The organism is Pseudomonas sp. JL2 (assembly GCF_031570495.1).
GTDB classification, from domain to species: Bacteria; Pseudomonadota; Gammaproteobacteria; order Pseudomonadales; family Pseudomonadaceae; genus Aquipseudomonas; species Aquipseudomonas rhizophila.
Map to the genome: position 1 here is coordinate 132,868 of NZ_JAKUDH010000016.1, position 13,532 is coordinate 146,399.

27 protein-coding genes and 1 pseudogene are annotated in these 13,532 nt (G+C 54.9%); all 28 read right to left on the minus strand.

Going from position 1 to position 13,532, the window contains the following annotated elements; translation table 11 throughout:
* Positions 1-34 precede the first annotated feature (34 nt).
* Positions 35-1,036 (minus strand): DNA-directed RNA polymerase subunit alpha, encoded by a 1,002-nt coding sequence (locus MKS85_RS20045; RefSeq protein ID WP_003186012.1) that lies wholly within the window; start codon positions 1,034-1,036, stop codon positions 35-37.
* A gap of 22 nt (positions 1,037-1,058) precedes the next feature.
* Complete coding sequence (rpsD, locus tag MKS85_RS20050; RefSeq protein ID WP_003176404.1) at positions 1,059-1,679, minus strand: 30S ribosomal protein S4; 621 nt, start codon at positions 1,677-1,679, stop codon at positions 1,059-1,061.
* Between the two features lie 18 nt (positions 1,680-1,697).
* On the minus strand, positions 1,698-2,087 hold the full coding sequence (gene rpsK / locus MKS85_RS20055) for a 30S ribosomal protein S11 (protein ID WP_002555466.1): 390 nt from the start codon (positions 2,085-2,087) through the stop codon (positions 1,698-1,700).
* 30 nt (positions 2,088-2,117) lie between these two features.
* Entirely contained in the window at positions 2,118-2,474 is a 357-nt protein-coding gene (rpsM, locus tag MKS85_RS20060; protein WP_047229770.1) for a 30S ribosomal protein S13, read from the minus strand.
* Positions 2,475-2,604: 130 nt separating this feature from the next.
* A complete protein-coding gene (gene rpmJ / locus MKS85_RS20065; RefSeq protein ID WP_002555468.1) occupies positions 2,605-2,721 on the minus strand; it encodes a 50S ribosomal protein L36 in 117 nt (38 codons plus the stop codon).
* Positions 2,722-2,751: 30 nt separating this feature from the next.
* Positions 2,752-4,080, minus strand: a complete 1,329-nt coding sequence (gene secY / locus MKS85_RS20070) for a preprotein translocase subunit SecY (protein WP_047229771.1) — start codon at positions 4,078-4,080, stop codon at positions 2,752-2,754.
* Positions 4,081-4,518 carry a 50S ribosomal protein L15 gene (gene rplO / locus MKS85_RS20075; protein ID WP_003186032.1) on the minus strand — a complete coding sequence of 146 codons (438 nt, stop codon included), beginning with the start codon at positions 4,516-4,518 and terminating at the stop codon, positions 4,081-4,083.
* A 3-nt stretch (positions 4,519-4,521) separates the two neighbouring features.
* A complete protein-coding gene (gene rpmD / locus MKS85_RS20080; RefSeq protein ID WP_003186033.1) occupies positions 4,522-4,698 on the minus strand; it encodes a 50S ribosomal protein L30 in 177 nt (58 codons plus the stop codon).
* 2 nt (positions 4,699-4,700) lie between these two features.
* Entirely contained in the window at positions 4,701-5,201 is a 501-nt protein-coding gene (rpsE, locus tag MKS85_RS20085) for a 30S ribosomal protein S5 (protein ID WP_003186035.1), read from the minus strand.
* 3 nt (positions 5,202-5,204) lie between these two features.
* Entirely contained in the window at positions 5,205-5,555 is a 351-nt protein-coding gene (gene rplR, locus MKS85_RS20090) for a 50S ribosomal protein L18 (protein ID WP_003186037.1), read from the minus strand.
* A 10-nt stretch (positions 5,556-5,565) separates the two neighbouring features.
* Positions 5,566-6,099, minus strand: coding sequence for a 50S ribosomal protein L6 (gene rplF / locus MKS85_RS20095; RefSeq protein WP_003186039.1), 534 nt, complete (start codon positions 6,097-6,099; stop codon positions 5,566-5,568).
* Between the two features lie 12 nt (positions 6,100-6,111).
* Entirely contained in the window at positions 6,112-6,504 is a 393-nt protein-coding gene (gene rpsH / locus MKS85_RS20100) for a 30S ribosomal protein S8 (protein ID WP_017848802.1), read from the minus strand.
* 210 nt (positions 6,505-6,714) lie between these two features.
* Positions 6,715-7,020, minus strand: a complete 306-nt coding sequence (rpsN, locus tag MKS85_RS20105; protein WP_003186042.1) for a 30S ribosomal protein S14 — start codon at positions 7,018-7,020, stop codon at positions 6,715-6,717.
* Between the two features lie 13 nt (positions 7,021-7,033).
* Positions 7,034-7,573 (minus strand): 50S ribosomal protein L5, encoded by a 540-nt coding sequence (gene rplE, locus MKS85_RS20110; protein WP_003186044.1) that lies wholly within the window; start codon positions 7,571-7,573, stop codon positions 7,034-7,036.
* Between the two features lie 20 nt (positions 7,574-7,593).
* Positions 7,594-7,908 carry a 50S ribosomal protein L24 gene (gene rplX / locus MKS85_RS20115; RefSeq protein WP_003186046.1) on the minus strand — a complete coding sequence of 105 codons (315 nt, stop codon included), beginning with the start codon at positions 7,906-7,908 and terminating at the stop codon, positions 7,594-7,596.
* 11 nt (positions 7,909-7,919) lie between these two features.
* Positions 7,920-8,288, minus strand: coding sequence for a 50S ribosomal protein L14 (gene rplN / locus MKS85_RS20120; protein ID WP_002555479.1), 369 nt, complete (start codon positions 8,286-8,288; stop codon positions 7,920-7,922).
* 23 nt (positions 8,289-8,311) lie between these two features.
* The gene (rpsQ, locus tag MKS85_RS20125; RefSeq protein WP_003194644.1) at positions 8,312-8,578 is read right to left on the minus strand and encodes a 30S ribosomal protein S17; all 267 of its coding nucleotides are present in this window, start codon (positions 8,576-8,578) and stop codon (positions 8,312-8,314) included.
* Between the two features lie 2 nt (positions 8,579-8,580).
* Positions 8,581-8,772, minus strand: a complete 192-nt coding sequence (gene rpmC, locus MKS85_RS20130) for a 50S ribosomal protein L29 (protein ID WP_002555481.1) — start codon at positions 8,770-8,772, stop codon at positions 8,581-8,583.
* Positions 8,772-9,185, minus strand: coding sequence for a 50S ribosomal protein L16 (gene rplP, locus MKS85_RS20135; RefSeq protein WP_003186052.1), 414 nt, complete (start codon positions 9,183-9,185; stop codon positions 8,772-8,774). The genes rpmC and rplP overlap by 1 nt, the downstream gene beginning before the upstream one ends.
* 12 nt (positions 9,186-9,197) lie before the next feature.
* Positions 9,198-9,884, minus strand: a complete 687-nt coding sequence (gene rpsC / locus MKS85_RS20140) for a 30S ribosomal protein S3 (protein WP_003176422.1) — start codon at positions 9,882-9,884, stop codon at positions 9,198-9,200.
* A 13-nt stretch (positions 9,885-9,897) separates the two neighbouring features.
* Complete coding sequence (gene rplV / locus MKS85_RS20145; RefSeq protein WP_003103908.1) at positions 9,898-10,230, minus strand: 50S ribosomal protein L22; 333 nt, start codon at positions 10,228-10,230, stop codon at positions 9,898-9,900.
* Between the two features lie 11 nt (positions 10,231-10,241).
* On the minus strand, positions 10,242-10,517 hold the full coding sequence (gene rpsS, locus MKS85_RS20150; protein WP_002555486.1) for a 30S ribosomal protein S19: 276 nt from the start codon (positions 10,515-10,517) through the stop codon (positions 10,242-10,244).
* A gap of 16 nt (positions 10,518-10,533) precedes the next feature.
* Positions 10,534-11,358, minus strand: coding sequence for a 50S ribosomal protein L2 (rplB, locus tag MKS85_RS20155; protein WP_003186055.1), 825 nt, complete (start codon positions 11,356-11,358; stop codon positions 10,534-10,536).
* A 14-nt stretch (positions 11,359-11,372) separates the two neighbouring features.
* Positions 11,373-11,672, minus strand: a complete 300-nt coding sequence (gene rplW / locus MKS85_RS20160; protein WP_002555488.1) for a 50S ribosomal protein L23 — start codon at positions 11,670-11,672, stop codon at positions 11,373-11,375.
* Entirely contained in the window at positions 11,669-12,271 is a 603-nt protein-coding gene (rplD, locus tag MKS85_RS20165) for a 50S ribosomal protein L4 (protein WP_003186057.1), read from the minus strand. The genes rplW and rplD overlap by 4 nt, the downstream gene beginning before the upstream one ends.
* 12 nt (positions 12,272-12,283) lie before the next feature.
* Complete coding sequence (rplC, locus tag MKS85_RS20170) at positions 12,284-12,919, minus strand: 50S ribosomal protein L3 (RefSeq protein WP_003186059.1); 636 nt, start codon at positions 12,917-12,919, stop codon at positions 12,284-12,286.
* Positions 12,920-12,999: 80 nt separating this feature from the next.
* Positions 13,000-13,311, minus strand: a complete 312-nt coding sequence (rpsJ, locus tag MKS85_RS20175; protein ID WP_003186070.1) for a 30S ribosomal protein S10 — start codon at positions 13,309-13,311, stop codon at positions 13,000-13,002.
* Positions 13,312-13,466: 155 nt separating this feature from the next.
* Positions 13,467-13,532, minus strand: a pseudogene (locus MKS85_RS29010) (elongation factor Tu); the annotation flags it as partial.

The following is a 13,532-nucleotide window of genomic DNA, read 5'->3' on the forward strand; positions in this document are numbered from 1 at the left end:
CCTTACCAAACACAACGTTCGGTGATTACGACGATCAGGCAGTCGCCTTGTCGTCCTTCTTAAGACTTGCAGGCGGCCAGTTGTCGAGGCGCATGCCGAGGGACAGACCGCGGGAGGCCAGAACGTCCTTGATTTCAGTCAAGGATTTCTTGCCAAGGTTCGGAGTCTTCAACAGCTCTACTTCGGTGCGCTGAATCAGGTCGCCGATGTAGTAGATGTTTTCCGCCTTAAGGCAGTTAGCCGAACGTACAGTCAGTTCCAGATCGTCAACCGGGCGAAGCAGGATCGGATCGATCTCGTCTTCCTGCTCGACAACCACTGGCTCACTGTCACCCTTGAGGTCGACGAACGCAGCCAACTGCTGTTGCAGGATGGTTGCAGCGCGGCGAATGGCCTCTTCAGGATCCAGGGTACCGTTGGTTTCCAGATCAATAACCAGCTTGTCCAGGTTGGTACGCTGTTCGACACGGGCGTTTTCCACCACGTATGCGATACGGCGAACCGGGCTGAACGAAGAGTCGAGCTGCAAGCGACCGATGCTGCGGCTTTCGTCTTCATCGCTCTGACGCGAGTCTGCCGGTTCATAACCACGACCACGAGCTACGGTGAGCTTCATGTTCAGGGCGCCGTTAGACGCCAGGTTAGCGATTACGTGATCGGGGTTAACGATCTCGACATCATGATCCAGCTGAATATCGGCAGCGGTAACCACCCCCGAACCCTTCTTCGACAAGGTCAGCGTAACTTCGTCACGACCGTGCAGCTTGATAGCCAGACCTTTAAGGTTCAACAGGATTTCAATTACATCTTCCTGTACACCTTCGATGGCGCTGTACTCATGGAGCACACCGTCAATCTCGGCCTCGACTACTGCACAGCCGGGCATTGAGGACAACAGGATGCGGCGCAGCGCGTTGCCCAGGGTGTGGCCGAAACCACGCTCGAGAGGCTCGAGTGTGATCTTGGCGCGGGTTGGACTGACAACCTGCACATCAATATGGCGGGGTGTCAGGAACTCATTTACCGAAATCTGCATGGATGCACCTATTTTCTAGCCCTTACTTGGAGTAGAGCTCGACAATCAGGCTTTCGTTGATGTCGGCGGACAGATCACTGCGAGCAGGAACGTTCTTGAAAACGCCCGACTTCTTCTCAGTGTCTACTTCTACCCATTCTACGCGGCCACGTTGGGCACACAGATCGAGAGCTTGGACAATGCGAAGTTGGTTCTTTGCTTTCTCGCGAACAGCAACCACGTCACCAGCACGAACCTGGTAGGACGGAACGTTTACGGTCTGACCGTTAACGCTGATCGACTTGTGCGATACCAGCTGACGGGATTCGGCACGAGTAGAACCGAAACCCATACGGTATACAACGTTGTCCAGACGGCATTCGAGCAGTTGCAACAGGTTTTCGCCGGTTGCGCCCTTCTTGCCAGCTGCTTCTTTGTAGTAGCCGCTGAATTGACGCTCGAGAACGCCGTAGATACGACGGACCTTCTGCTTTTCACGCAGTTGGGTGCCGTAATCGGACTGGCGACCGCGGCGTTGGCCGTGGATACCAGGTGCTGCTTCAATGTTGCACTTCGATTCGATCGCGCGCACGCCGCTCTTCAGAAAGAGATCGGTGCCTTCGCGACGAGCGAGTTTGCATTTTGGACCAATGTAACGAGCCATTCTTTACAATCTCCTGGATTACACGCGGCGCTTCTTCGGCGGACGGCACCCGTTGTGCGGGATTGGCGTCACGTCGGTGATGCTGGCGATCTTGTAGCCACAGCCGTTCAAAGCGCGGACTGCGGATTCACGACCCGGACCTGGACCCTTGACGTTAACGTCGAGGTTTTTCAGACCGTATTCCAGCGCAGCTTGACCAGCACGCTCAGCAGCTACTTGAGCAGCGAACGGGGTGGACTTGCGGGAACCGCGGAAACCCGAACCACCGGAGGTTGCCCAGGAAAGAGCGTTACCTTGACGGTCGGTAATGGTCACGATGGTGTTGTTAAAAGAAGCATGGATGTGGGCGATGCCATCAACCACTGTCTTTTTAACTTTTTTACGAGGACGAGCAGCAGGTTTTGCCATGATTAAATTCCTGTCGATTCGCTGGGGCGATTACTTGCGGATCGGCTTACGCGGACCTTTACGGGTACGCGCGTTGGTCTTGGTACGCTGACCGCGTACTGGAAGACCACGACGATGACGCAGACCGCGATAGCAACCGAGGTCCATCAAGCGCTTGATTTTCATGTTGATTTCGCGACGCAGGTCACCTTCAGTGGTGAACTTCGCCACTTCGCCACGCAGCTGTTCAATCTGCTCGTCGCTCAGATCTTTGATCTTTGCCGCTGGGTTTACCCCAGACACTGCACAAATTTTCTGTGCAGTAGTGCGACCAACACCATAGATGTAGGTCAGCGAGATAACAGTATGCTTGTTATCTGGAATGTTAACGCCTGCAATACGGGCCATTCAGTGGGACTCCAATTGACAGCTACCTACGCCCCGGAAGCCAAGAAATAGGGCGCGAGATAATATCGCTGTAATAACAAATAATCAACCCGGCAGCGCACTAGCTGCCGGGCTTAAAGCACAATCACACTCAGCCTTGGCGCTGTTTGTGACGCGGTTCCGCGCTGCAAATTACCCGAACAACGCCTTCGCGGCGAATAATCTTGCAGTTACGGCACAGCTTTTTCACCGATGCACGAACTTTCATCACCAACTCCTCGAACCTTATGGACGCTACTCAGCGCAACATGCCGCTGCCGTAGCCCTTCAGGTTGGCTTTCTTCATCAGGGATTCGTACTGGTGCGAAACGAGGTGCGATTGTACTTGGGACATGAAGTCCATCACAACCACGACCACGATCAGCAACGAGGTCCCGCCAAGGTAGAACGGAACGTTTGCCGCAACCACCAGGAACTGGGGAAGCAAGCAGACGGCCGTCATATAGAGAGCACCGAACAAGGTCAAACGAGTCAAAACGCCATCAATGTAGCGCGCCGACTGCTCGCCTGGACGGATACCCGGAATAAAGGCACCGGACTTCTTCAGGTTTTCCGCTACGTCTTTCGGATTGAACATCAACGCCGTATAGAAGAAGCAGAAGAAAATAATCCCTGCACTAAACAGCAGAATATTCAACGGCTGACCAGGAGCGATCGACTGCGAGATGTCCTGCAGCCAGCCCATACCTTCAGACTGACCAAACCAGGCACCCAGCGAAGCCGGGAACAGCAAAATGCTGCTCGCAAAAATAGCCGGGATAACACCGGCCATATTCACCTTCAGCGGCAAGTGGCTAGTCTGCGCAGCAAATACCTTGCGGCCCTGCTGACGCTTGGCGTAGTGAACAGCAATACGACGCTGACCACGCTCAATGAACACCACGAAACCGATAATCGCTACTGCCAGCAAACCGATCGCAACCAGGGCAAAAATGTTGATGTCACCCTGACGCGCAGACTCGAAAGACTGCCCGATCGCTCTCGGAAGACCGGCGACGATACCTGCGAAAATCAACATCGAGATACCGTTGCCAACACCACGCTCAGTAATCTGCTCACCCAGCCACATCATGAACATCGCACCCGCCACAAACGTGGTTACTGCGACGAAATGGAAGCCAAAGTCACCAGTGAACGCTACGCCTTGCCCTGCCAGACCGATGGACATGCCAACAGCCTGGACAAGAGCAAGGACGACGGTGAGGTAGCGGGTGTACTGGCTGATCTTGCGACGGCCAGCTTCACCTTCCTTCTTCAACTGTTCCAGCTGTGGGCTGACGGCGGTCATCAGTTGCATGATGATCGATGCCGAGATGTACGGCATGATCCCCAGAGCAAAGATACTCATCCGTTCCAGCGCACCGCCGGAAAACATGTTGAACAAGCTAAGAATGGTCCCCTCATTCTGTCGAAACAGGTCCGCGAGTCGGTCCGGGTTGATACCTGGAACCGGGATGTGTGCGCCTATTCGGTAGACGATAATCGCCAGGAACAGAAAACGCAGACGAGCCCAGAGTTCAGACATACCGCCTTTGCCGAGCGCAGAGAGAGCACCTTGCTTAGCCATTTATTCCTCGAACTTGCCGCCAGCTGCTTCGATAGCCGCACGCGCACCTTTGGTGGCGCCGATTCCCTTTCCGATGGTGACAGCGCGAGCAACTTCGCCCGACAGCATGATTTTCACACGCTGTACGTTCTGGTTGATCACGTTGGCATCCTTCAGGGACTGCACGGTGACGATGTCGCCATCCACTTTAGCCAGCTCGGACAGACGCACTTCTGCGCGATCCATGGCCTTCAGGGAAACGAAACCGAACTTCGGCAGGCGACGATGCAGCGGCTGTTGACCGCCTTCAAAGCCTGGAGCAATGGTGCCACCGGAGCGGGAGGTTTGACCTTTGTGGCCACGGCCACCGGTCTTGCCCAAACCACTGCCGATACCACGGCCCGGACGATGCTTTTCGCGACGGGAACCCGGCGCTGGACTCAGATCATTGAGTTTCATCGATTAACCCTCTACACGCAGCATGTAGTAGGCCTTGTTGATCATCCCGCGATTCTCGGGAGTATCCAGGACCTCTACAGTGTGACCGATGCGACGCAGACCCAAACCCTTAACGCACAGTTTGTGGTTAGGGATGCGGCCGGTCATGCTTTTGATCAGCGTAACTTTTACGGTAGCCATGATCAGAAGATCTCCTTGACGCTTTTGCCACGCTTGGCGGCAATGGATTCAGGAGACTGCATTGCTTTCAAACCCTTGAAAGTGGCGTGAACCACGTTTACTGGGTTAGTCGAGCCGTAGCACTTGGCCAGAACGTTCTGAACGCCAGCAACCTCGAGGACAGCACGCATAGCGCCGCCAGCGATGATACCGGTACCTTCAGAAGCAGGCTGCATGTACACCTTCGAAGCGCCATGGGCGGACTTCATTGCGTACTGCAGAGTGGTGCCGTTCAGATCAACCTGGATCATGTTGCGGCGAGCAGCTTCCATTGCCTTCTGGATCGCAGCAGGCACTTCACGCGACTTGCCACGGCCGAAGCCAACACGCCCTTTACCATCACCAACCACGGTCAACGCGGTGAAAGTGAAGATACGGCCGCCTTTAACGGTTTTGGCTACGCGGTTAACTTGAACCAGCTTCTCGATGTAGCCTTCGTCGCGCTTTTGGTCGTTATTTGACATAACTTAGAACTCCAGCCCAGCTTCACGAGCAGCATCAGCCAGCGCCTTGACGCGGCCGTGGTACTTGAAGCCAGAGCGGTCGAAAGCCACCTGCGAGACGCCAGCGGCTTTAGCACGCGTAGCGACCAGCTGGCCAACCTTAGTGGCCGCGTCGATGTTGCCAGTGGCGCCATCACGCAGTTCTTTATCCAAAGTCGAGGCACTTGCCAGGACTTTGTTGCCGTCGGCCGAAATGACCTGGGCGTAGATGTGCTGCGACGAGCGGAACACGCAGAGACGCACGACTTCGAGTTCGTGCATTTTCAGGCGTGCTTTGCGAGCGCGACGCAGTCGAGTAACTTTTTTGTCGGTCATTTGCTATGCCCTACTTCTTCTTGGCTTCTTTACGACGGACGACTTCGTCCGCGTAGCGCACACCTTTGCCTTTGTACGGCTCTGGTGGACGGAAGTCGCGGATCTCGGCGGCCACTTGACCTACCAGCTGCTTGTCGATGCCCTTGATCAGGATATCGGTCTGGCTAGGAGTCTCAGCGGTGATGCCTTCCGGCAGTTCATAATCCACTGGGTGCGAGAAGCCAAGAGCCAGGTTCAGCACTGTGCCTTTTGCTTGCGCCTTGTAACCAACACCGACCAGCTGGAGCTTGCGCTCGAAGCCTTGGCTTACGCCTTGGACCATGTTGTTTACCAACGCACGAGTGGTACCAGCCATTGCGCGAGTCTGTTGATCGCCATTGCGAGCAGCGAAACGCAGCTCACCAGCTTCTTCAACAATCTCAACGGACGAATGGATGTTCAGTTGAAGAGTGCCCTTGGCACCCTTCACCGAAAGCTGTTGGCCTGCGAATTTGACTTCGACACCGGCTGGCAGCTTAACGGGGTTCTTAGCGACGCGTGACATGCTTATCCCCCCTTAGAACACAGTGCAAAGAACTTCGCCGCCGACACCGGCAGCGCGCGCAGCACGATCCGTCATCACACCTTTGTTGGTGGAGACGATAGACACACCGAGACCGCCACGAACTTTTGGCAGATCCTCGACGGACTTGTACTGACGCAGGCCTGGACGGCTAACGCGCTTCACTTCCTCGATGACCGGACGGCCTTCGAAGTACTTCAGCTCGATGGACAGCAGTGGCTTGATTTCGCTGCTGATCTGATAACCCGCAATGTAACCTTCGTCCTTCAGGACTTTGGCAACAGCTACCTTCAAAGTAGAAGATGGCATGCTTACGACGGACTTTTCAGCCATCTGGGCATTACGGATACGAGTTAGCATGTCCGCTAACGGGTCCTGCATACTCATGGGCTAGACGCTCCTAATACACAAAAAATTAGCCTTTCGGCTACTACGTGTCGCCGAGTACATCCGCGCGATAAAAGCACGGGCTCAGGCGAGCCGGGTATTCTAGACACACCCCACAAATGAATCAAGCCCCAAAAGGGGCTTGATTCAAGTTCAAGGTCACCGGCGGTCAGGATCTTGCGACCCCGAACACCGAGACATTGACAGTGCTTACCAGCTGGCTTTAACCAGACCTGGAACGTCACCACGCATTGCAGCTTGACGCAGCATGTTACGGCCGAGGCCGAACTTGCGGTACACGCCGTGCGGACGACCAGTCAGGCGGCAGCGGTTACGCATGCGCGAAGCGCTTGCGTCACGTGGCTGCTTCTGCAGTGCTACGGTAGCTTCCCAACGCGCTTCTGGACTTGCGTTCAGATCAACGATGATAGCTTTCAGCGCTGCACGCTTGGTGGCGTACTTGGCAACGGTGAGCTGACGCTTCAGCTCACGGTTTTTCATGCTCTTCTTGGCCATTTTCCTACTCCAATCAGTTGCGGAACGGGAATTTGAAAGCGCGCAGCAGTGCGCGACCTTCGTCATCCGTCCGAGCAGTGGTGGTCAGGGTAATGTCCAGACCGCGGAGAGCGTCGATCTTGTCGTAATCGATTTCCGGGAAAATGATCTGCTCTTTAACGCCCATGCTGTAGTTACCACGACCATCGAAGGACTTGGCATTCAGGCCGCGGAAGTCGCGAACCCGAGGCAGGGAGATCGACAGCAGACGATCCAGGAACTCGTACATACGCTCACGGCGCAGGGTCACTTTGACGCCGATCGGCCAACCTTCACGGACTTTAAAGCCAGCGATGGATTTCCGAGCGTAAGTCACAACGACTTTCTGACCGGTGATCTTTTCCAGGTCAGCAACAGCGTGCTCGATGACTTTTTTGTCGCCGATCGCTTCGCCCAGACCCATGTTCAGGGTGATTTTGGTAACGCGCGGAACTTCCATCACGTTCGAAAGCTTAAGTTCTTCCTTAAGCTTCGGTGCGATTTCCTTCCGGTAAATCTCTTTTAGTCGTGCCATGGTCTTCTACCTAGCAGTGTTCAAGCATCAACCGCTTTTTGGGTCGACTTGAAGACACGAATTTTCTTACCGTCTTCTACTTTGAAACCAACGCGGTCAGCCTTGTTGGTTTCGCCGTTGAAAATGGCGACGTTGGAAGCGTGCAGTGGCGCTTCTTTCTCGACGATACCGCCCTGTACGCCCGACATCGGGTTAGGCTTGGTATGGCGCTTGACCAGGTTCAAGCCACCAACAACCAGACGGTTGTCAGCGAGAACCTTCAGCACCTTACCGCGCTTACCCTTGTCCTTGCCGGCGATCACGATGATCTCGTCGTCACGACGAATCTTTTGCATGTCGGATCTCCTTACAGCACTTCTGGGGCGAGCGAGACGATCTTCATGAACTTCTCAGTACGAAGCTCACGGGTCACTGGCCCAAAGATACGGGTGCCGATTGGCTCTTGCTTGTTGTTCAACAGAACAGCAGCGTTGCCATCAAAGCGGATGATGGAGCCGTCAGCGCGACGAACACCGTGGCGAGTGCGGACTACAACAGCAGTCATCACTTGGCCTTTTTTCACCTTACCGCGAGGAATTGCTTCCTTGACGGTAACTTTGATGATGTCACCAATACCAGCGTAACGACGATGGGAGCCACCCAGCACCTTGATGCACATAACACGGCGAGCGCCGCTGTTATCGGCCACATCGAGCATGGATTGAGTCTGAATCATATAATTTCTCCGACCCCTAGCCCTTAGACTTCCACAGCGCGTTCGAGAACATCAACCAGCGCCCAAGACTTGGTCTTGGCCATCGGACGAGTTTCACGAATAGTGACTTTGTCGCCGATGTGGCACTGATTGGTTTCGTCGTGCGCGTGCAGCTTAGTCGAACGCTTAACGTATTTACCGTAGATCGGGTGCTTAACGCGACGCTCGATCAGAACGGTGATGGTTTTGTCCATCTTGTCGCTGACAACACGGCCAGTCAGCGTACGGACAGTTTTTTCGGCTTCAGCCATGATTACTTACCTGCCTGCTGGTTGAGCACAGTTTTCACGCGAGCGATGTCACGCTTAACTTGCGAGAGCAGATGAGACTGCCCCAACTGGCCAGTTGCTTTCTGCATACGCAGATTGAACTGGTCGCGCAGCAGGCCGAGCAGTTGCTCGTTCAGCTGCTGTGCTGATTTTTCACGAAGTTCATTCGCTTTCATCACATCACCGTCCGTTTAACAAAGGAGGTGGCGAGCGGCAGCTTTGCAGCAGCCAGGGCGAAAGCCTCACGCGCCAGCTCTTCAGAAACACCCTCGATTTCATACAGGACTTTGCCTGGCTGAATCTGGGCAACCCAGTACTCCACGTTACCCTTACCTTTACCCATCCGAACTTCGAGTGGCTTCTTGGTGACAGGCTTGTCCGGGAATACACGGATCCAGATCTTGCCGCCACGTTTTACGTGACGGGTCAGAGCACGACGCGCTGACTCGATCTGACGAGCGGTGAGACGACCACGAGCAACAGACTTCAGCGCGAACTCGCCGAAGCTGACTTTGCTACCGCGCAATGCCAGGCCACGGTTGTGACCGGTCATCTGCTTGCGGAACTTCGTACGCTTTGGTTGCAACATTTGGCGTACCCCTTACTTAGCAGCTTTTTTACGAGGCGCTGGTGCTTGTGGCTTCAGCTCTTCTTGGCGACCACCAATTACTTCGCCTTTGAAGATCCAAACCTTTACACCGATCACACCGTAGGTGGTGTGAGCTTCGTAGTTGGCATAGTCGATGTCGGCACGCAGGGTGTGCAGTGGCACACGACCTTCGCGATACCATTCAGTACGTGCGATTTCAGCACCGCCGAGACGACCGCTCACTTGGATTTTGATGCCTTTGGCACCAATGCGCATTGCGTTCTGTACAGCGCGCTTCATAGCGCGACGGAACATTACACGACGCTCCAGCTGCTGAGCTACGCTCTGCGCAACCAGCATACCGTCGAGCTCCGGCTTGCGGATCTCTTCGATATTGATGTGCACAGGCACACCCATTTGCTTGGTCAGGTCCTGACGCAGCTTCTCAACATCTTCACCTTTCTTCCCGATAACGATACCTGGACGAGCAGTGTGGATGGTGATGCGTGCAGTCTGCGCCGGACGATGGATATCGATACGGCTTACGGACGCGCTTTTTAGTTTGTCTTGGAGATACTCACGCACCTTCAGATCAGCGAACAAGTAGTCCGCATAAGTCCGACCGTCTGCGTACCAGACGGAGGTGTGCTCCTTGACGATTCCCAGGCGAATGCCAATGGGATGTACTTTCTGACCCATCTCTTCGACTCCGTTACTTGTCAGCAACCTTGACAGTGATATGGCAAGACCGCTTGACGATGCGATCAGCACGGCCTTTGGCACGTGGCATGATGCGCTTCAGCGAACGCCCTTCGTTGACGAAAACGGTGCTGACCTTCAGGTCATCAACATCTGCGCCTTCGTTATGCTCGGCGTTGGCTACGGCCGACTCCAGCACTTTCTTCATGATCTCGGCGGCTTTCTTACTGCTGAAAGCCAACAGGTTGAGCGCTTCGCCCACCTTCTTCCCGCGGATCTGGTCGGCGACCAAGCGGGCTTTCTGGGCGGAGATTCGAGCGCCCGACAACTTAGCGGCTACTTCCATTTCCTTACCCCTTAACGCTTGGCTTTCTTGTCAGCCACGTGCCCACGGTATGTGCGGGTACCGGCAAACTCGCCCAGTTTGTGGCCGACCATGTCTTCGTTAACGAGAACTGGGACGTGTTGGCGACCGTTGTGTACTGCGATGGTCAGACCGACCATTTGTGGCAGGATCATCGAACGACGCGACCAGGTCTTAACTGGTTTGCGATCGTTCTTTTCCGCCGCCACTTCGATCTTCTTCAGTAGGTGAAGATCAATAAAAGGACCTTTTTTCAGAGAACGTGGCACTGTCGTATCCCTCTATTTACTTGCGACGACGGACGATCATTTTGTCGGTACGCTTATTACCACGAGTCTTCGCGCCCTTAGTCGGGAAGCCCCATGGCGATACCGGATGACGACCACCAGAGGTACGACCTTCACCACCACCATGTGGGTGGTCAACCGGGTTCATGGCAACACCACGAACGGTTGGGCGAACGCCACGCCAGCGCTTGGCACCAGCTTTACCCAACGAACGCAGGCTGTGCTCGGAGTTCGAGACTTCGCCCAGGGTCGCACGGCACTCAGCCAGTACTTTACGCATCTCACCAGAACGCAGACGCAGGGTCACGTAGACACCTTCACGAGCGATCAACTGAGCCGAAGCACCAGCGGAACGAGCGATCTGTGCGCCTTTACCTGGCTTCAATTCGATGCCGTGTACGGTGCTACCAACTGGAATGTTACGCAGCTGCAGAGCGTTGCCCGGCTTGATCGGTGCCAAAGCACCTGCGATCAGCTGGTCGCCAGCACTCACGCCTTTAGGGGCGATGATGTAGCGACGCTCGCCATCTGCGTACAGCAGCAGAGCGATGTGAGCAGTACGGTTTGGATCGTATTCGATACGCTCGACGGTGGCAGCGATGCCATCCTTGTCGTTGCGACGGAAGTCGACCAGACGATAATGCTGCTTATGACCACCACCGATGTGACGAGTGGTAATACGGCCATTGTTGTTACGACCACCAGACTTCGATTTTTTCTCGAGCAGCGGTGCGTGAGGAGCGCCTTTATGCAGCTCCTGGTTGACCACCTTGACCACAAAACGGCGGCCAGGGGAAGTCGGTTTGCATTTAACGATTGCCATGATGCACCCCTTCCTTACTCAGCACTGCTGCTGAAATCGAGATCTTGGCCTGGCTGAAGGGAGATAACTGCCTTCTTCCAGTCATTACGCTTGCCCAGACCGCGAGCAGTGCGCTTGCTCTTACCCAGAACATTCAGGGTAGTAACGCGCTCTACTTTCACGCTGAACAGGCTTTCGACGGCCTTCTTGATTTCCAGCTTGGTTGCGTCGGTAGCAACCTTGAAAACGAACTGGCCTTTCTTGTCTGCCAGAACCGTAGCCTTCTCGGAAACGTGCGGGCCAAGCAGAACTTTAAATACGCGTTCCTGGTTCATCCCAGCAGCTCCTCGAATTTCTTCACGGCCGACACGGTGATCAACACCTTGTCGTATGCGATCAGACTGACCGGATCGGAACCTTGCACGTCACGAACATCAACGTGTGGCAGGTTGCGAGCAGCCAGGTACAGGTTCTGATCAACAGCGTCAGACACGATCAGGACGTCAGTCAGGCCCATGCCGTTCAGCTTGTTCAGCAGATCTTTGGTTTTCGGTGCTTCAACAGCGAAGTCCTGAACCACGACCAGACGATCAGTACGCACCAGCTCAGCAAGGATGGAACGCATTGCTGCGCGATACATCTTCTTGTTCAGCTTCTGGGAGTGATCCTGAGGACGAGCTGCAAAAGTGGTACCGCCGCCACGCCAGATTGGGCTACGGATAGTACCGGCACGAGCACGGCCAGTACCTTTCTGACGCCATGGGCGCTTACCGCCACCAGAAACGTCGGAACGGGTCTTTTGCTGCTTGCTACCTTGACGGCCGCCAGCCATGTAGGCCACGACTGCTTGGTGAACCAGCGTCTCGTTGAATTCGCCGCCAAATGTCAGTTCGGAAACTTCGATCGCTTGAGCGTCATTTACATTTAATTGCATGTCAGCTTCCCCTTAACCGCGAGCCTTGGCTGCTGGACGTACAACCAAGTTGCCGCCAGTAGCGCCAGGAACAGCGCCCTTGACCAACAACAGATTGCGTTCAGCGTCCACGCGCACTACTTCGAGGGACTGCACGGTCACGCGCTCAGCGCCCATATGACCGGACATTTTTTTGCCCTTGAATACACGACCAGGAGTCTGGCACTGGCCGATAGAGCCTGGAACGCGGTGGGATACGGAGTTACCGTGGGTGTTATCTTGCCCGCGGAAGTTCCAACGCTTGATCGTACCCTGGAAGCCTTTACCCTTGGACTGACCGGTTACATCAACCAGTTGACCAGCAGCGAAGATTTCAGCGTTGATCAGATCGCCGGCCTGGTACTCGCCTTCTTCAAGGCGGAATTCCATTACGGTACGACCAGCGGCAACGTTCGCCTTGGCGAAGTGGCCAGCTTGAGCAGCTGTTACACGCGAAGCACGACGCTCGCCGACAGTGACTTGCACTGCACGATAGCCATCGGTCTCTTCAGTTTTGAACTGGGTGACGCGATTCGGCTCGATCTCAATGACCGTGACCGGAATGGAGACACCTTCTTCGGTGAAAATACGGGTCATACCGCATTTACGACCGACTACACCAATAGTCATGTTGTAAACCTCATGAGTGTACGGGGCTTTCACCCGCTATGGCCGCCCATTTCAGAGCGTTACACGACCAAGACCGAGTCTTAGCCGAGGCTGATCTGCACTTCCACACCGGCCGCAAGATCAAGCTTCATAAGTGCATCAACGGTTTTATCCGTTGGCTGGACGATGTCCAGAACGCGCTTATGAGTACGGATCTCGTACTGGTCACGCGCGTCTTTGTTGACGTGCGGGGAGACCAGAACGGTGAACCGCTCTTTACGGGTAGGCAGTGGAATTGGACCACGCACTTGAGCACCAGTACGTTTCGCGGTTTCCACGATTTCCTGGGTGGATTGGTCGATCAGGCGATGGTCAAAAGCCTTCAACCTGATACGGATTTGCTGATTTTGCATTGGATTTCAGACTCCGGCTGCTATTCCCACCGAGCGCAATACGCCCGTTAAAAGGAGGCGCAATTCTATAGACGCCCCTGATAGGTGTCAACCCAATAAAAAAGCCCCCGCTAGGCGGGGGCTCTTCAACTCATCAAGCTGACTCTACAAGAGACTTACTCGATGACTTTGGCTACGACGCCAGCGCCGACGGTACGACCGCCTTCACGGATAGCGAAACG